The following is a 24,987-nucleotide window of genomic DNA, read 5'->3' as shown; positions in this document are numbered from 1 at the left end:
CTGGCGGGCCGCGCGGGCGGTCCGGTTCGCAGCCCTGCTTGACCCTCGGGGCGGTTTTCGACAGGGTCGCCCGGCCTCGGCCCGCAGCCTCTTCGGCCCGCCGGGCTGTCGCGAGTGCCGCGCTGACACGATCGGACCCTCATGCCGTCGAGCGACGAGACCGCCGCGCCGGGCGCCGCGGCGTCCAATCCCCTCCTGCCATGATCGTCAACCGGGACGGCGAGCCGGTGCCGGCGGCCCTGCGGGGCGCCGTCGCGGCGATCGGCAATTTCGACGGCCTCCATCGCGGCCACCTCGCCCTGGTGGCGGCCGTCCGGGAGATGGCGGCGGATCGGGGCGGCCCGAGCGCCGTGCTGACCTTCGAGCCGCATCCGCGCGACTTCTTCGCGCCCGACCGGCCGGTCTTCCGCCTGACGGGCGAGGGCGCCAAGCTCGCCATCCTGGCCCGGCTCGGCCTCGACGGGGTGTTCCTGCGCCGCTTCGATTCGGCCCTCGCCGGCACGAGCGCGGCCGGCTTCGTGACCGGCCTGCTGAAGCGCGACCTCGGGCTCGCGGGCGTGGTGATCGGGCACGACTTCCATTTCGGCCGCGGGCGCGAGGGCACGCCCGGGCTGCTGCGGGCGCTCTGCGCGGAGAACGGCCTCGCCTGCCGGGTGATCGACCCGGTGGCGGCGGGGGGCGGCGAGGCCCCGGTCTCGTCGAGCGCGATCCGGGCGGCGCTCGCCGCGGGCGACATCGCGCTTGCCAACCACCTGCTCGGCTTCCGCTGGTTCGTCGAGGGCGAGGTGCGGCACGGCGACAAGCGCGGGCGGGTCCTCGGCTTCCCGACCGCCAACCTCGCGCTGCCGGCCTGCGGCCTCGCCCACGGCATCTACGCGGTGCGGGCGCGGCTTCCCGACGGCACGATGCGCGACGGCGCCGCGAGCTACGGCCGGCGCCCGACCTTCGACAACGGCGCCCCCCTGCTCGAGACCACCCTGTTCGACTTCTCGGGCGACCTCTACGGCCGGCGCCTCGCCGTCGAGTTCGTGGCCTACCTGCGCGGCGAGGCCCGCTTCGACAGCGCCGAGGCGCTGGTGGCGCAGATGCACAGGGACGCCGCCGAGGCCAGACTCGTCCTGGCCCGCGACACCTGCCCGTCGATGCTCGGCCCTATTCGGGGATGAACTCGCGGATCGCCCGCTCGGCGGGGTCGCGGCGCGGCCGGTCGACGTCGATCTCGGGACCGTCGTAATCGGGCACCAGGAACGGGTCGGTCGGCCCGAGGCTGCCCGTCGCGTCGATCTCGTCGGAGGGCGTGCCGATCTCGGGCCGCGCGGGCATCGCGCGCTCGAACGAGGCGGCCGCCGCGGCGGGGAGGACCGGCCCTGCGGCGAGGGCGAGGAGGATGAGCGCGGCGCGGACCATCGTCGGACCTCCCGGCAAGGGATCGGGATCCTTCCCGACACCAAGTCCCGGGTGCGCGCGCGGTTCCCCGGCGGCAGGACGGCGCGTCGCCGCGCCCGCTTCCCCCGCCCGGTCGCCCCTGCTATGAGGACGGGATGTCCGACTCGCGTCACCTTCCCGCGCGGCGAATTACGAGCCCGGCTTCCGCCTGAGGGCCGCGACGGCTTTCCTGCGGGGGCCGGGATAGCGTACGCCGCGCGATCGTCGATCTGCGCGCGATTGTCCGACAAGGGTCCCGGCCTCTCCCGCCGCGGCGCCCGCCATGCGAGCCCTCTTCCATGACCGAGACCAAGCCCGTTTCCGGGCGCGACTATTCCGAGACCCTGTTCCTGCCGCAGACGGAATTCCCGATGCGGGCCGGGCTGCCGGAGCGCGAGCCGGAGATCCTGCGGCGCTGGCAGGCGATCGACCTCTACGGCCGCATCCGCGCCGCCGCCGCGGGCCGCCCGAAATTCGTGCTCCACGACGGCCCGCCCTACGCCAACGGCCACATCCACATCGGCACCGCGCTCAACAAGATCCTCAAGGACCTGGTGGTGCGCGCGGCCGGCGCGCTCGGGCACGACGCCAACTACGTGCCGGGCTGGGATTGCCACGGCCTGCCGATCGAGTGGAAGATCGAGGAGCAGTACCGCGCCAAGGGCCGCAACAAGGACGAGGTGCCGGTCGTCGAGTTCCGCCGCGAGTGCCGCGCCTTCGCGGAGCACTGGCTCTCGGTGCAGCGCGAGGAGTTCAAGCGGCTCGGCGTCACCGGCGACTGGGACCACCCCTACTCGACCATGGCCTTCGCGGCCGAGGCGCAGATCGCCCGCGAGCTGATGACCTTCGCGATGACGGGCCAGCTCTACCGCGGCTCGAAGCCGGTGATGTGGTCCGTCGTCGAGAAGACCGCCCTCGCCGAGGCCGAGGTCGAGTACGAGGACCACGTCAGCGACACGATCTGGGCCGCCTTCCCGGTCGTGACCTCCGCGGACCCCGCCCTGGCGGCTGCCCACGTCGTCATCTGGACCACCACACCCTGGACCATCCCGGCCAATCGGGCCGTGGCCTACTCAAGAAAAGTCGAATACGGGCTCTATCGTGTTACCGCCGCTCCTGAAGAGAACTGGGTACAACCTGATTTTCGTTGCATTGTTGCTGACAAACTCTCGGGCGACGTGTTCAAGGCCGCTCGGGTCGATGCTTATGAGCGCCTGGCCGACGTGGCGCCCGAGGCGCTGGCGGGCCTGACGCTCGCCCACCCGCTGGCGGGCTGGAACGCCGGCTACGGCTTCCCGGTGCCGACGCTGGAGGGCGAGCACGTGACGGACGAGGCCGGCACGGGCTTCGTCCACACCGCGCCGAGCCACGGCCGCGAGGATTTCGAGGTCTGGATGGCGAATGGCCGGGCCCTGCGGGAGCGCGGCATCGACGTGCGGATCCCCTACACGGTCGACGCGGACGGCGTGCTCACCGAGGAGGCCCCGGGCCTCGCCGGGACGCGCGTCCTCACCGAGAAGGGCGAGAAGGGCGACGCCAACCGGGCGGTGATCGCGGCCCTGAGCGCGGCCGGGACCGCCGTCGCGCGCGGCACCCTCAAGCACAGCTACCCGCATTCCTGGCGCTCGAAGAAGCCCGTCATCTTCCGCAACACGCCGCAATGGTTCATCGCCCTCGACGCGCCGGTCGCGGCGCTGCGGGAGCGGACGCTGCGGGAGGTGGCGCTCGCCGAGATCGCCGCCACCGAGTGGGTGCCGCCGCAGGGCCAGAACCGCATCACCGGCATGATCGCCAACCGCCCGGACTGGGTGGTGTCGCGCCAGCGCGCCTGGGGCGTGCCGATCACGGTCTTCGTGCGCCGGGGGACGAGCGAGATCCTGCGCGATCCGCGCGTCAACGCCCGCATCGCTGAGGCCTTCGCGGCCGAGGGGGCCGACGCGTGGTTCGCCGACCCGGACGGCGCGCGCTTCCTCGCGCCCGACCACGACCCGGCCGATTACGAGAAGGTGACGGACGTCCTCGACGTCTGGTTCGATTCCGGCTCGACCCACGCCTTCACGCTGGAGGACCCGGTCGCCTTCCCGGGCCTCGCGGGCATCCGCCGCCGCCGCGACGGCGGGGACGACACCGTCATGTACCTGGAGGGGTCCGACCAGCACCGGGGCTGGTTCCACTCCTCGCTGCTGGAATCCTGCGGCACCCGCGGCCGCGCGCCCTACGACGTGGTGCTCACCCACGGCTTCGTCCTCGACCCCAAGGGCGAGAAGATGTCGAAGTCGCGCGGCAACGTGGTGGCGCCCCAGGACGTGATCGCGGCCTCCGGCGCCGACATCCTGCGGCTCTGGGTGGCGGCGTCCGACTATACCGACGACCTGCGCATCGGGCCGCCGATCATCAAGACCTTCTCGGAAACCTACCGGAAGCTGCGCAACTCGCTGCGCTGGATGCTCGGCACCCTGGCCCATCACCGGCCGGAGGACCGCGTGGCCCCGGCCGAGATGCCGGAGCTGGAGCGCTTCATCCTGCACCGCCTCGCCGAGCTCGACGGGGAGATCCGCGAGGCCTACGCCGCCTACGACTTCAAGCGGGTCGTGGCGCTGCTGAACGGCTTCATGACGGGCGACCTGTCGTCCTTCTACTTCGACGTGCGCAAGGACGCGCTCTACTGCGATCCCCTGTCGAGCCTGGTGCGCAAGGCCTCGCTCACGGTCGTGGACGAGGCCTTCCGGCGCGTGGTGATCTGGCTCGCGCCGGTCCTGGCCTTCACGGCCGAGGAGGCGTGGCTCGCCCGCACTCCCTCGCAGGACGGCTCGGTCCACCTGCAGACCCTTCCCGAGACCCCGCAGGCGTGGCGCGACGAGGCGCTCGCCGCGCGCTGGGCCAAGATCCGCCGCGTGCGCCGGGTGGTGACCGGGGCGCTGGAGATCGAGCGGGCGAAGAAGCGCATCGGGGCGAGCCTGGAGGCGGCGCCGGTCGTGCACGTGGCCGATGCGGAGCTGCGCGCCGCCCTCGACGGCATCGACTTCGCGGAGATCTGCATCACCTCGGGCATCCGGGTCGTCGCCGGCGAGGGCCCTGCGGAGGCCTTCCGCCTCGACGAGGTGCGCGGCGTGTCCGTGGAGCCGGCGCTGGCCGAGGGCCGCAAATGCGCCCGCTCCTGGAAGGTGCTGCCGAGCGTCGGCAGCGACCCGGAATACCCGGACGTGACGCCCCGCGACGCGCAAGCCCTGCGCGAGTGGGACGCACTCCACGCCCGGGCGGCGGAGTGATCCGGAATCCGGTTGATCGCAGCGGATCCCGAATCACGAGGCCGCGCGGCGCTTGAGCGAAGCCCGAACCCGCCGTCCCGAAGGGATCAAGCGGATCAGGAGCCCGCGCGGCGCTTGAGCGAAGCCCAAATCCGCCGTCCCGAAGGGATCAAGCGGATTTGGTAATAGGGGCGCGGGGCGGTCGCGGACCGTCCCGTCCCGCCAGCCGCGGCGTGGCGGCGCCGGGCCGCGCTCCGGCCGGCTCCGCCGCACCGCCACCCTCCCGAGGGCCCGCCGCCCGCCCCGCCCGGAGCCCCGCCCGCATGCGTCCCCTGATCCTCGGCCTCGCGACCGCCGCCGCGACCCTGGTCCTCGACCAGGCGACGAAGCTCGGCCTGCTCCTCCTCGCCGACCTGCCGGCCCGCCAGCCCGTCGTGCTGGCGCCCTTCGCGCAGCTCGTCGTGGTCTGGAATCGCGGCGTCTCCTACGGGCTGTTCCAGCAGCACACCGAGCTCGGGCGCTGGCTGCTCGTCGGCGTGGCGGTGCTGGCCGCGGCCGCCCTCGGCGCCTGGATGGCGCGGGCCGGCTCGCGCCTGCTCGTCCTGTCGCTCGGCCTGATCGTCGGGGGGGCGGTCGGCAACGCCGTCGACCGCGTCGCCTACGGGGCGGTGTTCGACTTCGTCCACCTGCATGCCGGCGGCTGGTCCTGGTACGTCTTCAACGTGGCGGATGCGGGCATCGTCGCGGGCGTCGCCGGGCTCCTGGTCGAGACGGTCTGGAGCGAGGCGCGCGGCGACGCCGCGATGCGTCCGGACGGCTGACGGCCGCCCGCGCGGCGAGCCCCCCTGTGCCTCGCCCGACACAGGCCCGCGGCCGCGTCGCGCCGGGGCGGCCGGCGCCATACCTTCGCCCGAAACCGCTCCCAGGCCGTGAGCCTCGCGCGGCGCAGCGCGCATCGGGAGTCAGCATGGTCGATCAGCGCAAGATCCTCACCCTCGCGGCGATCCTCTGCGGCGTGGCCCCGCTCTGCGGCGCGGCCCCGGCGGCCCGCGCCGAGGACGGCGTGTTCATGAAGAAGGCGCTGTCGTCGATCGGACTGATCGAGCCGGAGCGCCCGCCGATCACCTACCGCGAGCGCGCGCCCCTCGTGCTGCCGCCCAAGATGGACAAGGCCGCCCTGCCCCCGCCCGCGGAGCGAAGCGCCGTGCGCGAGGCCGCGCCGCAATGGCCGACCGATCCCGAATCGGTCGCCCGGGCGCGCCGCGCCGCGGAGGATGCGAAGCCGCGCGGCATGCGCGGCGAGCAGGGCCGGATGAGCGACAACAACACGACCCTGTCGATCCAGGAGATGCGCGCCGGCCGGCGCGAGGGTGCCGGGATCCAGAAGGAGCCGGTCTACAAGCCCGGCGACAACGTCCGCGAGGCGACCTGGCTCAGCCCCTTCGAGCTGTTCAAGGGCAAGAAGGACGAATCGGCGGAGCCTTCCCCGGTCGAGCCGAGCCGCGACATGCTGACCGATCCGCCGACGGGCTACCGCGCCCCGCCGAACGGCAGGCTGGTGCGCTCCGACAGCGCGCCGAAGGGCATGCCGATCAGCGACCGCGAGGAGGCCGATCCGCGCGCCTATCTGCGCTCGCGTCAGCAGTGACCGGGCGCCGCCCGGGGCCCCGCGGCCGCGCCGCCGGGCCCGCGCCGGGACTCACCGTGCTGAGGGCGGAGGCGTTGCCTCCGCCTTAAAATATTCCAGAACCCCGTGTTGAACCGCAGGCATCCGGTCCGCACCTTGCAAGGGGCGCCGGCCGGGAGGGCTTCCGTTATCGGAGGCGCTCCACCATCATCGCGGGCGGTTGCGGCGGCCCTCTTCCAAGGGACATCAGGATGCATTCACGGACGCGCCCCCTCCATCGCCCGATGAGCTTTCCCGGTCCGGCCCTGCGCCTCGATGCCGGCGCATCCGGGCGGGCGGAGGCGGGCGGGCCGGAGGTCGCCTCCTTCGTGCTCGACAACGGCCTCGACGTCGTGGTCATCCCGGACCACCGGGCACCGGTCGCGACCCACATGATCTGGTACCGCAACGGTTCGGCGGACGATCCGCTCGGCCAGTCGGGCATCGCCCACTTCCTCGAGCACCTGATGTTCAAGGGCACCGAGAAGAACCCGGTCGGGGCCTTCTCCAAGGCGGTGTCGAGCCTGGGCGGGCAGGAGAACGCCTTCACGTCCTTCGACTACACGTCCTACTTCCAGCGCGTCGCCCGCGACAACCTGAGGACCATGATGGAATTCGAGGCCGACCGGATGACCGGCCTCGTCCTCGACGATTCCGTCGTCGCGCCTGAGCGGGACGTGGTGCTGGAGGAGCGCCGCATGCGGGTCGAGACCGACCCGAGCGCGCAGCTCTCCGAGGCGATGGCCGCCTCGCTCTTCGTCCACCACCCCTACGGCATCCCGATCATCGGCTGGATGCACGAGATCGAGGAGCTCGACCGCGCCCACGCGCTCGCCTATTACCGCCGCTTCTACACGCCCGAGAACGCGATCCTGGTCGTGGCGGGCGACGTGACCGCCGACGAGGTGCGCCGCCTCGCCGAAGCCACCTACGGGCAGGTGGCGCCCCGCGGCGAGCGCCCGGTGCGCCTGCGCCCGCGCGAGCCCGAGCCCCGCGCCGCCCGGCGCCTCAGCGTCGCGGACCCGAAGGTGGAGCAGCCCACGCTGCAGCGCCTCTACCTCGCGCCCTCCTGCATCACCGCCCGGGAGGGCGAGGGGCACGCCCTCGAACTCCTCGCCGAGGTCATGGGCGGCGGGCCGACCTCCTACCTCTACCGGGCCCTCGTGATGGAGCAGGGCGTCGCGGTGAATGCCGGCGCCTGGTACATGGGCTCGGCCATGGACGACACCCGCTTCTCGGTCTACGCGGTGCCGGCGGAGGGCGTCTCCCTGGAGAAGCTGGAGGAGGCGCTGGACGCCACCCTGCGGAACCTGCCCGCCGAGGCGCTGGCCCCCGAGGCGGTGGAGCGCGGCAAGACCCGCCTCATCGCCGAGACGGTCTATTCCTCCGACAGCCAATCCTCCCTCGCCCGCATCTTCGGCTCGGCGCTGGCGATCGGCGAGAGCATCGAGGAGGTGCGGCGCTGGCCCACCGACATCGAGGCGGTCGGGGCCGACCGGCTCGCGGCCGCGGCGGAGCGCTACCTCGTTCCGGCCCGCTCGGTGACCGGTTACCTGACCAAGGCCCGCGAGGGGTGACGCGCGCGCGCCACCCGACGCCCCTCCCCTCGCGCCCCGAACGACACACGAGGTCCCCATGACCCTGGCCGCCGACGCCCCCTCCCGCTCCGCCTCCCTCGCCACCGCCACCTCCCCGGCGCAAGGCCGGTCCGTGATCGCCGCGAGCGGGGTGGAGGCGTGGCACGTCGAGTCGCCGGTCGTGCCGCTGATCGCCCTCGCCTTCACCTTCGAGGGCGGCGCCGCGCAGGATCCGGAGGGCAAGTCCGGGGTGGTGCAGATGCTGTCGCGCCTGCTCGACGAGGGGGCGGGCCCCTACGGCTCCGACGCCTTCCAGGAGCGGCTCGCCGCCCGGGCGATCGAACTGAGCTTCCACGCCGGGCCGGACGCGATCGGCGGCTCCCTCAAGATGCTGGTCAAGCACGCGGACGAGGCGATCGAACTCCTCGCCCTCGCGCTCGCCGAGCCCCGCTTCGACGAGGCGGCGATCGAGCGGGTGCGGGCCCAGATGCTCGCCGGCATCCGCTACCAGCAGAACGACCCGGGCGTGATGGCCTCGCGCCGCTTCTTCGCCGAGGCCTATCCGAACCACCCCTACGGCCGGCCCTCGGGCGGCACGCTCGAGAGCGTGGCCAGCATCACGCGCGACGATCTGCTCGCCATGCACGCCCGGCTGATCAGCCGCGCCCGCGTGAAGGTGGCGGCGGTGGGCGCGATCGGCGAGGCGGCCCTGCAGCGCGCCCTCGACGCGGCCTTCGGCCGCCTCTCCGACGGCGGGCCGCTCGCGCCGGTGCCGCCGACGCGGATCACCGGCCTCGGCCGCCGGGTGGTGGTGGATCTCGACGTGCCGCAATCGGTGATCCGCTTCGGCACCGACGGCGTGCCGTGGCGCGACCCGGACTTCATCCCGGCCTACGTGCTCAACCACATCCTGGGCGGCGGCGCCTTCACGTCGCGGCTGTTCCAGGAAGTGCGCGAGAAGCGCGGACTTGCCTATTCGGTGGGCACTTCCCTGGTGAGCCACCGGGCAGCCTCGATCACCTGGGGCTCCACCGCCACCAAGAACGAGCGCGTCGGCGAGGCCCTGTCGGTGATCGGCGAGGAGATCGCGCGGCTCACCCGGGACGGCCCGAGCGACGACGAGTTGCAGAAGGCCAAGGACTACCTCACCGGCTCCTACGCGCTCGGCTTCGACACCTCGACGAAGATCGCCCACCAGCTGGTGCAGGTGGCCTTCGAGGGGCTCGGCATCGACTATATCGGCCGCCGCAACGGGCTGATCGCCGCGGTGACGCAGGAGGATATCCGCCGCGCCGCCCGCCGCACCCTCGGCGACGGCAAGCTCCTGGTGGTGGCGGCCGGCCGTCCGGGCGAGATCTGATCCGGGATACGGTTGATCCAAGCGGATCCCGCGCCCGCGCGGCGCTTGAGCGACGCCCACATCCGCCATCCCCGAAGGGATCAAGCGGATCACCAGCCCGCGCGGCGCCTGAGCGAATCCCACATCCGCCATCCCGAAGGGATTAAGCGGATGTGGGATGAGCAGGCGGCGCGAGGGCGGCCGCCGGTTCGGCGGCGTCACGCCATCGGGTCCTCGCCCGCCGGGCGCAGCGCGTCGAGATCGGGCCGCAGCACCACGCTCTCCTGCTCGTTCGGGTCCGTGCGCGCGATGACGGCGACGACGGTCTCGGTGCGGCTGGCATTGTAGGGCAGGTGGGGCATCCCGGCCGGGATGTAGACGTAGTCGCCGGCCCGGTTCCACATGTGGTGCTCGAGCCGCGGCCCGTACCACATCCCGGCGACGCCGCTCAGCACGTGGAGCGCCGTCTCGTGGCCCTCGTGCAGGTGGGCCTTGGCCCGCGCGCCGGGCGGCATGTTCACGGACTGGAGATGGATGCCCCGCGCCCCGACCGACTCGGCCGAGATGCCGGGCCGGTAGGTCAGGGCCTGCTTGCCCACGAAGGCGTCGCCCGCGCCCACGACGCGGCAGGTGGAAGAGTCGGTGAGGTCGGACATGGGCTCCTCCCGAAAGCGGACCGTGCCGGCATTCTACTCCCGCGGCCGGCCCGAGGCGATTTGCGCCGGGCCGACTTGCGCCGGGCCGACTTGCGCGGGGGCGTCTTGCGCGGGGGCGACTTGCGCCCGCGGCCGCGGCCAAGTCTAACGGGCCGATGTCCTCCCACCCCACCCCGTCCTGGCCGCGGCGGCAGCGCTCGGAGGGCCGCGTCGCCCTCGGCGCCGGATTGGTGGCGGGCGGCACGACCCGGCTCACCGATCTCGCCGAGACCGGGCCGCTCCGCCTGCGGCTGCCGCGGGTCGAGGGCGCGGCGCTCGAAGGCGTCCTCCTCAACAGCGCGGGCGGCCTCGCCTGCGGCGACCGCTTCGCCGTCGCGGCTGAGATCGGCGAGGGCGCCGACATGGTCCTCACCACCACGGCGGCGGAGAAGATCTACCGTTCGGACGGTCCGGTCACGGAGATCGCGGCGGAGCTGCGCCTGGGCCCGCGCGCCCGCCTCGCCTGGCTGCCGCAGGAGACGATCCTGTACGACGGCGCCCGCCTGTCGCGGCGGCTCACGGCCGAGATCGCGCCGGACGCCGCGCTCACCCTGTTCGAGGCGCTGGTCTTCGGGCGCTCGGCGAGGGGCGAGACGGTGCGGGAGGGCGAGATCCGCGACGCGTGGCGCCTCGCGCGGGGCGGGCGCCTCGTCTACGCCGACACGCTGCGCCTCGACGGCGCGGTCGCGGCGCACCTCGCCCGCCCGGCCATCGCGGGCGGGGCCCGGGCCGTCGCCACCCTGGTGCACGCGGCGCCCGACGCCGAGTCCCGCCTCGACGGGCTGCGCGGGCTGATCGCGGCGGCGGGCTGCGCGGCGCTCGGGGTCGAGGCCGGCGCGAGCGCCTGGAACGGCCTCCTGGTCCTGCGCCTCCTCGCGCCCGAGAGCGCGCCCCTGCGCCGCGCCGCGACGCGGATCCTCGAGGGATTCCGGGGCCTCCCGCTGCCGCGGGTCTGGCAGACCTGAGGATGCGCGGCGCGGTTCTTGCGTCACCGGGGAGCCTCGTCGACGATACCGCGGCACCGAATCGAGAGGATGGCCCGTGCTGCTGACCCCCCGGGAGAAGGACAAGCTCCTCGTCGCCATGGCGGCGCAGGTGGCCCGCAACCGGCTCGCCCGCGGCGTGAAGCTCAACTTCCCCGAGGCGGTGGCCCTGATCACCGATGTCGTGGTCGAGGGCGCCCGCGACGGCCGCACGGTGGCCGAGCTGATGCAGGCCGGCGCCCAGGTGCTCGACGCCTCCCAGGTGATGGAGGGGGTGCCGGAGATGATCCACGACATCCAGGTCGAGGCGACCTTCCCGGACGGCACCAAGCTCGTCACCGTGCACCACCCGATCCGCGGCGCGCCCTCCCCGGAGGTGCCCGGCGCCGTCACGACCCCGCCCGGCGAGATCGTGTTCAACGCGGGCGCGCCGCGCACGGTGGTCGAGGTGGCGAATACCGGCGACCGGCCGATCCAGGTCGGCTCGCACTACCACTTCTTCGAGGTCAACCCGGCCCTGCGCTTCGACCGCGACAAGGCCCGCGGCCAGCGCCTCGACATCGCCCCCGGCACGGCGGTGCGCTTCGAGCCGGGCGCCACCCGCGAGGTGGCCCTGGTGCCGCTCGGCGGCGCGCGGGCGGTCTACGGCTTCCGCGGCGACGTGATGGGATCGCTGTGACCGGACCCGCCTCGGGCCGGTCCCTAGGGTTCCAGCTCGGGCAGCGCCAAGCCGCGCGGGGACCAGGACGGGCCGAAGAGACCGCGCAGGGAATCGGCCTGGGCGTCGCTCGCGGCGGCCCGCAGGAGCGTCTCGCGCAGCGCGCTGCCGGGCTCCCTGCCGCCGAGGGCCGAGCGGACCGCGCGGTGAAGCCGCGGATCGAACCGCGCCCGGGCGCGCGCCGCGGCCTCCTCGACGGGCAGGCCGGCATGCTCCGCCACGAAGGCCCGGATGGCGCGAGCCTGGGTGGCGAGGCCGGCGCACCACGCCGCCGCGTGGTCGCGCAGGCGCGCGGCGGCCTCGGCGGGCAGCAGGGCCGCGACCTCGTCCACCGCCCCGGTCGCCACCCAGGCGAGCACGGTCCGCTCCCGCTGGAGACCGGTGATCGCGCGCAGGCGCAGCCGGTAGGCCTCGGTCTTGACCTTGACGCGGTGGCCGTCGTCGAAGGCGACCACGTAGCCCTCGATCCCCTCTTCCCGGCGCGCCCGCGCGACGAAGGCGCGGGGATCGTCGACCATCCCGCGCGCGGCGACGACCCGCACCCCGAAGCGGATGCCGAACCCGGCGAGGTCGGGCTGGGTCAGGTAGGCGCCCGACACCATCTCGCGCGCGGCGAGCAGCGTCAGGAGCGGCCGCTCGCAGGCCAGGATGGCCGGCGCCTCCGGCGACGTGAACTCGAAGAGCGGGGTGATGCCGCCCTCGACCAGGAAGCGCGACAGGTCGAGGATGGCGGCGTTCGCCTCGGCCTGCGCCGCCCGGGCCGGCGCGGTGGCGCCCGCGCGGGTCATGAACACCATGCGCCCGTCCAGGAGCACCGGGTGCACCATCACGCCGTCGAGCTTGTCGAGCACCGCGTGCGGCGCCGACCAGTCGACCTCCTCCAGGCGCTGGCGCTCGCCGAGTTCGAAGAACTTGTGGAACGGGCGGGCGATGATCTGCCCGTCCCGGTCGAATTTCAGGCCGCGGCATTCGAGCGAGACCGGCGAACCGAACGTCTCCGGGACCGGGCGGACGTGATCGACGACCGTGCAATCCCGGCCCCGCGCGACGACGAAGCCGCGCTCGAACGAGACGTGCGGCAGCACGTCATCGAGCGTGCGGATGGTGGCGAATCTCACGCAATCCCCTCCGCGGACGGTGACGCGGCCCGGCCCGGTGCCGAATCGCCGCGCAGTCTACGGCAGTTTCTGCAATTCTCCCTACGTCAATTCGGCCCCACTTCACGCAGCGGACGCCTGAGCCCATGTCCAACACGCCCAAACCCGCGAGCTTGTCCCGCGCCGCCTACGCGGGCATGTTCGGCCCGACCAAGGGTGACCGCATCCGGCTCGCCGATACCTGCCTGATCATCGAGGTCGAGCACGACCACACCCGCTACGGCGAGGAGGTGAAGTTCGGCGGCGGCAAGGTCATCCGCGACGGGATGGGCCAGGCCCAGGCGAGCAACCAAGCGGGCGCCGTCGACACGGTGATCACCAACGCGGTCGTGCTCGACCATTGGGGCATCGTGAAGTGCGATGTCGGGCTCAAGGGCGGGCGGATCGCGGCCCTCGGCAAGGCCGGCAACCCGGACATCCAGGACGGCGTCACCATCGTGGTCGGGCCGGGCACCGAGGTGATCGCCGGCGAGGGCAAGATCCTGACCGCGGGCGGCTTCGACAGCCACATCCACTACATCTGCCCGCAGCAGATCGAGGAGGCGCTGAATTCCGGCGTCACCACCATGCTGGGCGGCGGCACCGGCCCGGCCCACGGCACCTTCGCGACGACCTGCACGCCCGGTCCCTGGCACATCGCCCGGATGATCGAGGCGGCCGATGCCTTCCCGATGAACCTCGCCTTCGCGGGCAAGGGCAACGCCTCGCGGCCGGAGAGCCTGGAGGAGATGATCCGGGCCGGCGCCTGCGCGCTCAAGCTGCACGAGGATTGGGGCACCACGCCCGCCGCGATCGATTGCTGCCTCACCGTCGCGGACGCCCACGACGTGCAGGTCATGATCCACACCGACACGCTCAACGAATCGGGCTTCGTCGAGGACACGATCGCGGCCTTCAAGGGCCGCACCATCCACGCCTTCCACACCGAGGGGGCGGGCGGCGGCCACGCGCCCGACATCATCAAGGTGGCGGGGCTGCCGAACGTGCTGCCCTCCTCCACCAACCCGACGCGGCCCTACACGCGCAACACGATCGACGAGCACCTCGACATGCTGATGGTCTGCCATCACCTGTCGCCGTCGATCCCCGAGGATCTCGCCTTCGCCGAGAGCCGCATCCGCAAGGAGACGATCGCGGCCGAGGACATCCTGCACGATCTCGGCGCGCTCTCGATCATGTCCTCCGACAGCCAGGCGATGGGCCGGGTCGGCGAGGTGGTGATCCGCACCTGGCAGACCGCCGACAAGATGAAGCGCCAGCGCGGCGCCCTGCCGGGCGAGGCGGGCGACAACGACAACCTGCGCGCCCGGCGCTACGTGGCCAAGTACACGATCAACCCGGCCATCGCGCACGGCGTCTCGCGGCACGTCGGCTCGATCGAGCCGGGCAAGCTCGCCGACCTCGTCCTGTGGTCGCCCGCCTTCTTCGGCGTGAAGCCCGACCTCGTGATCAAGGGCGGCGCCATCGCGACCGCGCCGATGGGCGACCCCAACGCCTCGATCCCGACGCCCCAGCCGGTGCATTACCGGCCGATGTTCGGCTCCTTCGGGCGGGTGCCGGCCGCGACCTCCCTCACCTTCGTGTCGCGGGCGGCGGTGGAGGACGGGCTCGCGGAGGCGCTGCGGGTGCGAAAGCCCCTGGTCGCGGTCGAGAACGTGCGCGGCGGCATCGGCAAGCGCAGCATGATCCTCAACGACGCCACCCCGGTGATCGAGGTCGATCCCGAGACCTACGACGTGCGGGCGGACGGGCAGCTGCTGGTCTGCGAGCCGGCCGACATCGTGCCGATGGCGCAGCGCTACTTCCTGTTCTGAGTTGGCCAGCGGCCGAGCGCCGGCCCGCCCCTGGTGACACGGTCGGCGTGGGGATCGTCGGATTCATCGCGGCCCGCGCCCCGCCCGGGACCGGGCGGCCGCGCGTTTCCTGTTCAGGGGCGCGTGCGCCGGCGCGCCCGCCGCCACCGCAGCCCGATCCCGCGCCATGGAATCGTGGCGGCCGCGACTCTGCGACGGCCGGGCACCTCCGCCGATCCCTCCCGGGATCCGCCACCCCCCTGGACTCCCGCCGCGCGATCCGGTCCGATGGCTCCGGGCGGCACGGGTCCGGGGCGCGCATGGCGCGCGGGACGCTTTCGGCGGGGAGTGCGGGCATGCGGGCGGGTCTGACGAGGCGGATGGCGGTGGCGGCCGCGGCGGCGCTGGCACTGACGGGCGGCCCGGCCGCCGCGCAGGGCGGGGCCGCCCAGGGCGGGAAGGTGCTCAAGGTCGTGATGCATTCGGGCCTGCGCATCACCGACCCGATCATCACCACCGCCTACATCGCCCGCAATCACGGCTACATGATCTACGACACGCTCTTCGCCACCGACGAGCGGTTCGAGATCAAGCCCCAGATGGTCAAGGACTACGCCGTCAGCGACGACAAGCTGACCTACACGTTCACCCTGCGCGACGGGCTCAAGTTCCATGACGGGGCGCCCGTCACGGCCGAGGATTGCATCGCGTCGATCCAGCGCTGGGGCAAGCGCGACGGCATGGGCCAGAAGCTGATGGAGTACACCGCCGCCCTGAAGGCCGTGGACGACAGGACCTTCACGCTCACCCTGAAGCAGCCCTACGGCCTCGTGCTCGCCTCCCTGGGCAAGCCGTCGTCGAACGTGCCCTTCATCATGCCCAGGCGCATCGCCGAGACCCCGGCCGACAGGAACGTGCCGGAGGAGATCGGCTCCGGCCCGTTCCGCTTCGTCAAGGCCGAGTTCCAGCCCGGCCTCAAGGCCGTCTACGAGAAGAACCCCGACTACGTGCCGCGCGCCGAGCCGCCGAGCTGGCTCGCGGGCGGCAAGGTCGTCAAGCTCGACCGCGTCGAGTGGATCAACATCCCAGACTACCAGACCGCCGTGAACGCCCTCATCAACGGCGAAATCGACTACATCGAGCAGCCCCCGCACGACTTCCTGCCGATCCTGAAGGACGCCAAGGGCGTCGTGATCAACAACTACAATCCGCTCGGCTTCTCCGGCATGGTGCGGATGAACTGGCTCAACCCGCCCTTCGACAATCCCAAGATCCGGCAGGCGGTGATGCTCGCGCTCACCCAGCAGGATTACCTCGACGCGCAGATCGGCAATCCGGACTACATGCAGCTCTGCATGGCGCTGTTCGTCTGCGGCACGCCGAACGCCACAGAGGCGGGCGCGCCCAAGACCGACCTCGCCCGCGCCAAGCAGCTCCTCAAGGAGGGCGGCTATGACGGGCGGCCGGTGGTGATCATGCAGCCGACCGACCTCGCCATCGTGGCGCCGCTCGGCCCCGTCACCGCCCAGGCCCTGCGCGCCATCGGCATGAAGGTCGACCTGCAATCGATGGACTGGCAGACCCTGGTCGGGCGCCGGGCCAAGCAGGATCCCGTCGACCAGGGCGGCTGGAACATCTTCCACACCACCTGGGTCAACGCCGACATGCTGAACCCGATCGCCAATGTCGGGGTGAACGGCAAGGGCAGGACCGGCGGCTGGTTCGGCTGGGCCGAGGACAAGGAGATCGAGGCGATGCGGGACGCCTATGCCCGCGAGACCGACCCGGCCAAGCAGAAGCAGATCGCCGCCGACGTGCAGAAGCGGGCCTTCGAGGTCGGCATGTACTACCCGACCGGGCAGTACACGGCGCCGCTGGCGGTGCGGGCCAGCCTCAAGGGGATCCTGCAGGGGCCGGCGCCGGTGTTCTGGAACATCGAGAAGCCGTGAGGGCGGCGCGATGAGCCGGTTCATCGCCGGGCGGCTCGCCGCCACGCTGCCGGTGATGGGCGTGGTGGCGGTGGTGGTGTTCGCGCTCCTGCGCCTCGCCCCCGGCGACCCGGCCGCGATCCTGGCCGGGGACGCCGCGAGCCCCGAGCAGATCGCCGCGATCCGCGCCCGGCTCGGGCTCGACGCGCCGGTGCTGCAGCAATTCGGCACCTGGCTCTGGCGCCTGCTGCACGGGGATCTCGGCACCTCGATCATCTCGAACCAGCCGGTGACCCGGCTCATCGGCGAGCGCATCGAGCCGACCCTGGCGCTCGCCACCAGCACGATCCTGTTCGCCGTGATCGTCGCGGTGCCGCTCGGGGTGGTGGCCGCGTGGCGGCACGGCACCTGGATCGACCGCGGCGTGATGGCCTTCTCGGTGCTCGGCTTCTCGGTGCCGGTGTTCGTGCTCGGCTACCTGTGGATCTTCGGCGCCGCCATGAAGCTCGGGCTGCTGCCGGTCCAGGGCTATGTCGGCCCCTCGCAGGGGATCGGGCCCTTCCTCGAGCGGCTGATCCTGCCGACCCTGACCCTCTCGGTGATCTACGTCGCCCTGATCGCCCGGACCACGCGGGCGAGCGTGCTGGAGGTGCTGGGGGAGGATTACATCCGCACCGCCCGGGCCAAGGGCGTGAGCGAGCGCCGCGTGCTCGGCCGCCACGCCCTGCGCAACGCCGCCGTGCCGGTGATCTCGGTGATCGGCCTCGGCATCGCGCTCCTGATCAGCGGCGTCGTCGTCACGGAGAGCGTGTTCAACCTGCCCGGGCTCGGGCGCCTGACCGTCGACGCGGTGCTCTCGCGCGACTACCCGGTCATCCAGGGCCTGATCCTGTTCTTCTCCGGGCTCTACGTGCTGATCAACCTCGCCATCGACGTCGCCTACCTGCTGGTCGACCCGAGGATCCGCTATTGAGCGCCGCGGCCGCCCCCCGTCCCCGCGCGCTCCCCCCGGCCCTGCGCCATCCGGGCGTGCTGTTCGGCCTCGCGGTGCTCGCGCTGGTGCTGGCCGCCGCCCTCGCGGCGCCCTGGCTCGGCACCCTCGACCCGATCCAGCTGCGCCCGCGCATGCGCCTGCGCCCGCCCTCGGGCGCCGCCTGGTTCGGCACCGACGCCTTCGGGCGCGACGTCTACAGCCGGGTCGTCTACGGGGCCCGGGTGTCGCTCGCCATCGGCGCGGCGGTGGCGGCGATCGCGGTGGCGGCCGGGCTCGCGATCGGCCTCGTCGCGGGCTTCGTGCGCTGGCTCGACGCGATCGTCATGCGGGTGATGGACGGGGTGATGGCGATCCCCTCGATCCTGCTCGCCATCGCCCTGGTGACGCTCTCGGGCGCCGGGATCGGCACCGTGATCGGGGCGATCGCGATCCCGGAGATCCCCCGGGTGGCGCGGCTGGTGCGCGGCGTGGTGCTGTCCGTGCGCGAGGAGCCCTACGTCGAGGCCGCGATCGGCGCCGGCACCCGGCTCGTCCCGCTGCTCTGGCGCCACGTCCTGCCGAACACCATCGCGCCGCTCATCGTCCAGGGCACCTACGTCTGCGCCTCGGCGGTGCTCACCGAGGCGATCCTGAGCTTCCTCGGGGCCGGCATCCCGACCGAGGTGCCGAGCTGGGGCAACGTCATGGCGGAGGGCCGCCAGAGCTTCCAGCTCGCCCCCTGGGTGATCCTCTTCCCGGGCCTCTGCGTCGCCGCGACGGTGCTCGCCGTCAACATCCTGGGCGACGGGCTGCGCGACGCCCTCGACCCGCGCCTCGCCCGCCGCGTCGGGAGCCTGCGATGACGGCGCCGGTCCTGGAGATCCGCGACCTCACGATCCCGCTGCCCCGCCTGTCCGATCGGGCCCACGCCGTCGAGGCGCTGAGCCTCGCGGTCGCGCCGGGGGAGATCCTCTGCGTCGTCGGCGAATCGGGCTCCGGCAAGTCGGTGACGGCCCACGCCGTGATGGGGCTGCTGCCCCCGATCCTGAGACCGTCGCGCGGCGCCATCCTGCTCCAGGGCGAGGACGTGCTGCGGGCGACGCCTACGCGCCTGCGCGCCCTGCGCGGCGGCCGGATGGCGATGGTGTTCCAGGAGCCGATGACGGCGCTGAACCCGGTCCTGACCGTCGGGGCGCAGATCGACGAGATCCTGGAGGCGCATGCCGGGCGCCTGAGCGCGGCCGAGCGCCGCGCCCGGGTGCTCGCCCTGATGGGCGACGTGCACCTGCCCGACCCCGCCCGGATGGCGGGGGCCTACCCGCACCAGCTCTCGGGCGGGCAGCGCCAGCGGGCGATGATCGCCATGGCGCTCGCCAACGATCCGGCGCTGCTCATCGCGGACGAGCCGACGACCGCCCTCGACGTCACCACCCAGGCCCAGATCCTGCGGCTGCTGCGCGAATTGCAGGCCCGGCGGGGGACCGGGATCCTGTTCATCACCCACGATTTCGGGGTGGTCGCGGAGATCGCCGACCGGGTCGCGGTGATGCGGGGCGGCCGCCTCGTCGAGACCGGCCCCGCCCGCGCGGTCCTGCGCCGGCCGCAGGATCCCTACACGCGGATGCTGATCGCGGCGGTGCCCTCCGCGGTGCCGCCCCCGCCGCGCCGCCGCCCGCCCGCTACGGACCCGGTCCTGGCCGTGCGGCGGCTGGAGAAGACCTATGGCGGGGGGCTGCTCGGGCGCGCCGGGCGCCACGTGCGCGCGCTCGACGGCGTCGGCCTCGCCCTCCAGCCCGGCGAGACCCTCGGCATCGTGGGCGAGTCGGGCTCGGGCAAGTCGACGCTCGCCCGCTGCATCGCCCGCTTCGTCGATCCGAGCGGCGGCGAGATCCGGCTCGACGGGACCGACATCGCCCGGCTCTCGGGGCGGGCCCTCCACCCGTACCGGCGGCGGGTGCAGGTGATCTTCCAGGACCCCTACCGCTCCCTCAACCCGCGCCGGACCGTGGGGCAGTCGATCACCGAGGGACCGCGCAATTACGGCCTGCCGCGGGAGGAGGCCCTCGCCCGGGCGCGGCGGCTGGTCGGCCTCGTCGGCCTCGACGCGGGCGCGCTCGACCGTTTCCCGCACGAATTCTCCGGCGGCCAGCGCCAGCGCATCGCCATCGCGCGGGCGCTCGCCATGGAGCCGGACCTGCTCATCGCCGACGAGGCGGTCTCGGCCCTCGACGTCTCGGTCCAGGCGCAGGTGCTCGACCTGCTGGAGGCGGTGCGCGAGCGGCTCGGCCTCGCGATCCTGTTCATCACCCACGACCTGCGGGTGGCGGCGCGGCTCTGCGACCGGCTGATCGTGATGCGGGACGGGCAGGTGGTCGAGGAGGGCGAGACCGCCGCGCTGTTCGCGGCGCCGCGCCACGCCTACACCCGCGCCCTGTTCGCGGCGGCGCCGGGCGGGGCCGCGCTCGCGGCGGGGGAGGCGTCGCGGAACACACCCACGGGGCGCCGCTGAGGGGCGGCGGGCCTGACGCGGATGGCTCCTCTCGGGCCTCCAGCGGGAATGTGGGCAGATGACGGCTTCCGAGAGCAGCGCGACGCTTCACGATACGATCGAGCGGGTCGTTCGCGACGAACGCGGCCGCTTCGGCGTGCACACGTCGCAACGATCGAGGCCGAGGATGCGGATGGTGAGGAGGCCATTCTGGTCCTTGTGCAGTTGAGGGCCGGCCTCCACGAAGAACCGCGTCGCCTTCGCCGTGCTGCTCCCGCTGAGGGCGCGGACCTCCTGAATCGTCGGACCGCGGCGCCCATCTCACCGGAGAGCGACCCCGCGTTCCGCCCGCGGACGCGGCGACGCCGTGCGCGTCCATCCGCCGCCGGCGGGCGTTATCCCCAGAGCCCCTCCCCCGACTGAAGTTCGATCGCCACGGGTCGCCTAAGCCACATGACCTATATATGCTCGGGTGACCGAGGGGGGATGATCATGGAGGCGAGACGTTGAGCTCGGCCGCGCGGCTGCCCGAGACGGTCGAGTTGACCGCTTGCGACCGGGAACCGATCCACATCCTCGGGACCATCCAGCCCCACGGATTCCTCCTCGCGGTCCAGGGACCGGACCTGCGCATCGTGCAGATCAGCGACAACGTGCCGGATCGGTCGGGCCGGCCGGTCGCCGCGCTGCTCGGCCAGCCCCTGCGGGAGGCTTTCCCGGAACTGCGCGACGCGGTCGCGTCCGGCATGGCCGAGCACGCGGAGCGCGAGGGCGCGCGCTACCTGCGCACCCTCACCCTCGCCAACCGGGCCGGCCCGACCGCGTACGACCTCGCGCTGCATCGCTCCGAAGGACTCATCGTCCTCGAACTGGAGGAATCCTCCGAGGCCGCGGGCACGGATGCGAGCCTGGACGCGCTCCATCCCCGGCTCAACGCCTTCGTGGAGGGGCTGCACGGGGCGGGTTCGGTGCCCGAGCTCTGCGCACTCCTGGCCCGGGACATCCGCCACATCACGGGGTTCGACCGCGCCCTGGTCTACCGCTTCGACCGGGACTGGAACGGTACGGTCGTGGCCGAGGACGGCAACGGCGTCCTGCCCTCCTACCTCGACCTGCGCTTCCCCGCCTCCGACATCCCGGCCCAGGCCCGCGAACTCTACCGGCGCAACCGCCTGCGCATCATCCCGGACGCGGCCTACGCGCCCGTCCCGATCCGCCCGACGCTGACCCCGTCGAGCGGGCGCCCCCTCGACCTCAGCCAGTCGATCCTGCGCAGCGTCTCGCCCGTCCACGTCGAGTACATGCGCAACATGGGCACGATGGCCTCGATGTCGGTCTCGATCCTGGTCGACGGGGCGCTCTGGGGGCTGATCTCCTGCCACAACAAGATTCCGCGCCGGGTACCCCTGCAGGCCCGCAACGCCTGCGACTTCCTCACCCGGATCTTCGCCCTGCAGCTCGCCTCCAAGGAGCGCGGCGCCCTGGCGGAGCAGCGCCTGCGCCTCGGCGGCATCGCGGCCCGGCTCCTCGGCCACATGGCCGAGGAGGAGAGCTTCCTGGACGGGCTGCTGCGCCACCCGGAGGACGTGCTCGCCCTCGCGGACGCGGCGGGCGCGGCGATCGTCACCGGCGAGCAGTGCCGGCTGCTCGGCGAGACGCCCGGCGAGGACGCGGTGCGCGGCCTCTACGCCTGGCTCGCCCACGCCCATCCGGACGAGGACGTGGTCGTCACCGACGCGCTCGGCGAGGCCCTGCCCGAGGCCCGCATCCACGCGGCCCGGGCGAGCGGACTCCTGGCGATCTCGATCTCGAAGAGATACGCGAGCTACGTCCTCTGGTTCAGGCCCGAGGTGGTGCGCACCGTGCGGTGGGGCGGCAACCCCGCCAAGCCCGCCACCCGCAACGAGGCCGACGGCTCCGTCCGGCTGCATCCGCGCCGCTCCTTCGAGATCTGGAAGGAGACCGTGCAGGGCCGCTCGCTGCCGTGGTCGGAGGCCGAGATCGACGCGGCCAAGGACCTGCGCGCGGCGGTGCTCGGGATCGTGCTGCGCCGGGCCGAGGAGCTCGCCGCCATGACCGACGAGCTGACGCGCTCCAACAAGGAGCTCGAGGCCTTCTCGTACTCGGTGAGCCACGACCTGCGCGCGCCGTTCCGCCACATCGTCGGCTACTCGGAACTCCTGCGCTCGCGGGAGGGCGACCGGCTCACCGAGAAGGGGCGGCACTACGTCGACACGATCATCGAGGCCGCCTTCTCGGCCGGGACCCTGGTCGACAACCTGCTCACCTTCTCGCAGATGGGGCGCAACGCCCTCAACCGGGTCTCCGGCGACATGAACCTCCTGGTGGAGGAGGTGCGGCGCAAAGTGATGCGCGACGTGCCCCCGGAGCGCAGCATCCGCTGGCAGGTGGGCTCCCTCGGGCGGGTCTATGCCGACCCGCTGATGCTGCGCCTCGTGGTGGAGAACCTGCTCTCCAACGCCGTGAAGTACACGCGCGGCCGCGACGAGGCGGTGATCGAGGTCGGCCGCGGCCCGGACGCCGAGGGCGAGGCGATTTTCTTTGTGCGCGATAATGGCGTGGGCTTCGATATGGCCTATGTGAACAAGCTGTTCGGCGTGTTCCAGCGGCTGCATCGCGTCGAGGAGTTCGAGGGAACGGGGATCGGCCTCGCCAATGTCCGCCGCATCGTCGAGCGGCACGGCGGCCGGACCTGGGCGGAGGGCTCGCTCGGCGCGGGCGCCACGTTCCACTTCACCCTGCCCACCCGCCCGGAGGCCCGGCACCGTGGCTGATCTGAAGCCGATCCTCCTGGTGGAGGACAATCCCAACGACATCGAACTGACCCTGGCGGCCCTGGACAAGAGCCAGCTCGCCAACGAGATCGTGATCTGCCGCGACGGCGCGGAGGCGCTCGACTACCTCTTCCGGCGCGGCCGCTACGAGGACCGGGACCCGCGCGACCCGGCCGTGGTGCTGCTCGACCTGAAGCTGCCCAAGGTCGACGGGCTCGAAGTGCTCGCCGCCGTGAAGGGCGACGCGCGGATGCGCCTCGTCCCGATCGTCATGCTGACCTCCTCCCGGGAAGAGACCGACCTCGTGCGCTCCTACGAACTCGGGGTGAACGCCTTCGTGGTGAAGCCCGTGGGGTTCAAGGAGTTCTTCGAGGCGATCCAGGACCTCGGCGTGTTCTGGGCCGTGCTCAACGAGCCGCCGCCGCGCAAGGGAGGTTGGCCATCGAACGCCTGACGGACGGCTCCCTCGGCGACGGGCCGCTGCGCATCCTCCTGCTGGAGGACAGCGACCTCGACGCCGAATTGCTGTGCGTCGTCCTCGACGACGCGCGGATCGACCACGCGATCGAGCGGGTGATGACCCGGGAGGCCTTCGAGGCCGCCGCCGCCCGAAGCGGCAGCGACCTCATCCTCGCCGATTACGTGCTGCCGGCCTTCGACGGCCTGAGCGCCCTCACCATCGCCCGCCGGCTCTGCCCGGACATCCCCTTCGTGTTCGTCTCCGGCACGCTCGGGGAGGACGTGGCGGTGGAGGCCCTGAAGAACGGCGCCACCGACTACGTCACCAAGCAGCGCCTCGACCGGCTGCCGCGCGTGCTGATCCGCGCCCTGGCGGAGGCCCGGGCGCTCGCGGAGAGGCGGGCGGCCGAGCAGGCCCTGCGCGACCTCAACGAGACCCTGGAGGCGCGGGTGGCCGCCCGCACGGCCGAACTCGCCGCCGCCAACCTCGCGCTCCAGTCGCAGATCGTCGAGCGCGAGCGGGCCGAGGAGGCGCTGCGGCAGGCCCAGCGCCTGGAGGCGATCGGCCAGCTGACGAGCGGCGTCGCCCACGACTTCAACAACCTCCTCACCGTGATCGTCGGCAATATCGAGTTCCTGGAGCCGCTCGCCACCGACGAGCGCACGCGCCGGCGCCTCGCGATGATGCGGGGGGCGGCCGAGCGGGGGGCGCGGCTGACCTCGCAGCTCCTGGCCTTCTCGCGCCGCCAGCGCCTCGAGCCGACGCCGGTCCAGCTCAACCAGACGGTGGCGGCGATGCGCGACCTCCTGCAGAGCTCGATCGGCGGGGCGGTCCGCATCGAGACCTCGCTGCAGCCCGATCTCTGGCCGGCCCTGGTCGACGCGACCCAGATCGAACTCGTCATCCTCAACCTCTGCATCAATGCCCGGGACGCGATGCCGGTGGGGGGCGGGCTCACCATCGAGACGGCGAATGTCCGCCTCCTCGACGAGCCCCACCGCGCCGAGGAACCACCGCCCGGGGACTACGTGATGGTGGCGGTCTGCGACACGGGATCGGGCATCCCGCCCGCCGTGCTGGCGCGGGTCTTCGAGCCCTTCTTCACCACAAAGGAGGTCGGCAAGGGCTCGGGCCTCGGCCTCGCCCAGGTCTACGGCTTCGCCAAGCAATCGGGCGGGGGCGTGCGCATCGACACGCGGGTCGGCGAGGGCACCTCGGTGAAGGTCTACCTGCCGCGGGCCGCCCTGCCGGGGCTCGTGGCGGAACGCGCGCCGCTGCGCCCGGCCGGCGCCGAGATCGGGCGGGACGGGCGGGCGCCGGTGCTGCTCGTGGTGGACGACGACAGCGCGGTGCGGGAGGTGACGGCCGCCAAGCTCGGCGGCCTCGGCTACGCGGTGCGCGAGGCCGGCTCGGGGCTCTCGGCCCTCCAGGCGCTGGAGCGCGACGGGCCGGTCGACGGCGTGGTGCTCGACTTCGCCATGCCGGGCATGAACGGCGCCGAGGTGGCGGCCGAGATCGGCCGGCGCTGGCCGGGCCTGCCGGTGCTGTTCGTGACGGGCTTCGCCGACACCGAGGCGCTGCAGGCGATCGGCATGGCGGGCGAGGAGCGCATCGTCCAGAAGCCGTTCCGCGACGGCGAGCTCGAGCGCAAGGTGGCCGCCCTCGCCCGGCCGCGCCCGGCCCTGCGCCTCGTGGCGCTCGGCGCGCCGGCGCCCCGCGCCCCCGGGGTGGCGCGCGCCTGA

Annotated in this window: 18 protein-coding genes and 1 pseudogene; 16 read left to right on the top strand and 3 right to left on the bottom strand. The window is 72.9% G+C overall.

Translation table 11 applies throughout. The annotated features are described in order from the left end of the window. Positions 1-141: 141 nt before the first annotated feature. A pseudogene (locus tag M446_RS10555) lies at positions 142-1,166 on the top strand (bifunctional riboflavin kinase/FAD synthetase). Here M446_RS10555 and M446_RS10550 read toward each other — a convergent pair. Beyond that, positions 1,153-1,407, bottom strand: coding sequence for a hypothetical protein (locus M446_RS10550; protein WP_012332091.1), 255 nt, complete (start codon positions 1,405-1,407; stop codon positions 1,153-1,155). The pseudogene M446_RS10555 and the gene M446_RS10550 sit on opposite strands and share 14 nt — an antisense overlap. 317 nt (positions 1,408-1,724) lie before the next feature. On the opposite strand from M446_RS10550, the gene ileS reads away from it, so the two are divergent. The 5 genes from ileS (at position 1,725) to M446_RS10525 (ending at position 9,276) form a co-directional block, all read left to right on the top strand. Continuing rightward, positions 1,725-4,694 carry an isoleucine--tRNA ligase gene (ileS, locus tag M446_RS10545; RefSeq protein ID WP_012332090.1) on the top strand — a complete coding sequence of 990 codons (2,970 nt, stop codon included), beginning with the start codon at positions 1,725-1,727 and terminating at the stop codon, positions 4,692-4,694. Positions 4,695-4,996: 302 nt separating this feature from the next. Further along, complete coding sequence (gene lspA / locus M446_RS10540) at positions 4,997-5,494, top strand: signal peptidase II (protein WP_012332089.1); 498 nt, start codon at positions 4,997-4,999, stop codon at positions 5,492-5,494. 146 nt (positions 5,495-5,640) lie between these two features. After that, on the top strand, positions 5,641-6,321 hold the full coding sequence (locus M446_RS10535) for a hypothetical protein (protein ID WP_012332088.1): 681 nt from the start codon (positions 5,641-5,643) through the stop codon (positions 6,319-6,321). 263 nt (positions 6,322-6,584) lie between these two features. Continuing rightward, positions 6,585-7,916, top strand: a complete 1,332-nt coding sequence (locus M446_RS10530; RefSeq protein WP_085984462.1) for a M16 family metallopeptidase — start codon at positions 6,585-6,587, stop codon at positions 7,914-7,916. A gap of 58 nt (positions 7,917-7,974) precedes the next feature. After that, positions 7,975-9,276, top strand: a complete 1,302-nt coding sequence (locus M446_RS10525) for a M16 family metallopeptidase (protein WP_012332086.1) — start codon at positions 7,975-7,977, stop codon at positions 9,274-9,276. Positions 9,277-9,473: 197 nt separating this feature from the next. Here M446_RS10525 and M446_RS10520 read toward each other — a convergent pair whose 3' ends face one another. Further along, on the bottom strand, positions 9,474-9,911 hold the full coding sequence (locus M446_RS10520; RefSeq protein ID WP_012332085.1) for a cupin domain-containing protein: 438 nt from the start codon (positions 9,909-9,911) through the stop codon (positions 9,474-9,476). Positions 9,912-10,066: 155 nt separating this feature from the next. Here M446_RS10520 and M446_RS10515 point away from each other — a divergent pair, with 155 nt between their 5' ends. Beyond that, a complete protein-coding gene (locus M446_RS10515) occupies positions 10,067-10,915 on the top strand; it encodes an urease accessory protein UreD (protein WP_012332084.1) in 849 nt (282 codons plus the stop codon). 76 nt (positions 10,916-10,991) lie between these two features. Continuing rightward, the gene (locus tag M446_RS10510; RefSeq protein ID WP_012332083.1) at positions 10,992-11,612 is read left to right on the top strand and encodes an urease subunit gamma; all 621 of its coding nucleotides are present in this window, start codon (positions 10,992-10,994) and stop codon (positions 11,610-11,612) included. Between the two features lie 23 nt (positions 11,613-11,635). Here the strand turns inward: M446_RS10510 and M446_RS10505 are convergent, their stop codons facing one another. Next, on the bottom strand, positions 11,636-12,769 hold the full coding sequence (locus tag M446_RS10505; protein ID WP_012332082.1) for a T4 RnlA family RNA ligase: 1,134 nt from the start codon (positions 12,767-12,769) through the stop codon (positions 11,636-11,638). Positions 12,770-12,894: 125 nt separating this feature from the next. Between M446_RS10505 and ureC the strand changes: the two genes are divergently transcribed. The 8 genes from ureC to M446_RS10465 all read left to right on the top strand — a co-directional run bounded on the left by ureC (position 12,895) and on the right by M446_RS10465 (position 24,987). Beyond that, a complete protein-coding gene (gene ureC, locus M446_RS10500) occupies positions 12,895-14,622 on the top strand; it encodes an urease subunit alpha (protein ID WP_012332081.1) in 1,728 nt (575 codons plus the stop codon). Between the two features lie 335 nt (positions 14,623-14,957). Continuing rightward, complete coding sequence (locus tag M446_RS10495) at positions 14,958-16,550, top strand: ABC transporter substrate-binding protein (RefSeq protein ID WP_012332080.1); 1,593 nt, start codon at positions 14,958-14,960, stop codon at positions 16,548-16,550. Positions 16,551-16,560: 10 nt separating this feature from the next. Further along, the gene (locus tag M446_RS10490; RefSeq protein WP_012332079.1) at positions 16,561-17,502 is read left to right on the top strand and encodes an ABC transporter permease; all 942 of its coding nucleotides are present in this window, start codon (positions 16,561-16,563) and stop codon (positions 17,500-17,502) included. Beyond that, complete coding sequence (locus M446_RS10485; RefSeq protein ID WP_012332078.1) at positions 17,499-18,365, top strand: ABC transporter permease; 867 nt, start codon at positions 17,499-17,501, stop codon at positions 18,363-18,365. The genes M446_RS10490 and M446_RS10485 overlap by 4 nt, the downstream gene beginning before the upstream one ends. Beyond that, positions 18,362-20,011 (top strand): ABC transporter ATP-binding protein, encoded by a 1,650-nt coding sequence (locus M446_RS10480; RefSeq protein WP_012332077.1) that lies wholly within the window; start codon positions 18,362-18,364, stop codon positions 20,009-20,011. The genes M446_RS10485 and M446_RS10480 overlap by 4 nt, the downstream gene beginning before the upstream one ends. 485 nt (positions 20,012-20,496) lie before the next feature. Then, the gene (locus tag M446_RS10475; RefSeq protein ID WP_012332076.1) at positions 20,497-22,785 is read left to right on the top strand and encodes an ATP-binding protein; all 2,289 of its coding nucleotides are present in this window, start codon (positions 20,497-20,499) and stop codon (positions 22,783-22,785) included. Beyond that, positions 22,778-23,239, top strand: a complete 462-nt coding sequence (locus tag M446_RS10470; RefSeq protein WP_012332075.1) for a response regulator — start codon at positions 22,778-22,780, stop codon at positions 23,237-23,239. The genes M446_RS10475 and M446_RS10470 overlap by 8 nt, the downstream gene beginning before the upstream one ends. Then, the gene (locus tag M446_RS10465) at positions 23,221-24,987 is read left to right on the top strand and encodes a hybrid sensor histidine kinase/response regulator (protein WP_012332074.1); all 1,767 of its coding nucleotides are present in this window, start codon (positions 23,221-23,223) and stop codon (positions 24,985-24,987) included. Before M446_RS10470 ends, M446_RS10465 begins: the two co-directional genes overlap by 19 nt.

Source organism: Methylobacterium sp. 4-46 (genome assembly GCF_000019365.1).
In the GTDB taxonomy this organism is placed as follows: domain Bacteria; phylum Pseudomonadota; class Alphaproteobacteria; order Rhizobiales; family Beijerinckiaceae; genus Methylobacterium.
This window is presented reverse-complemented; position numbering and strand designations above follow the sequence as displayed.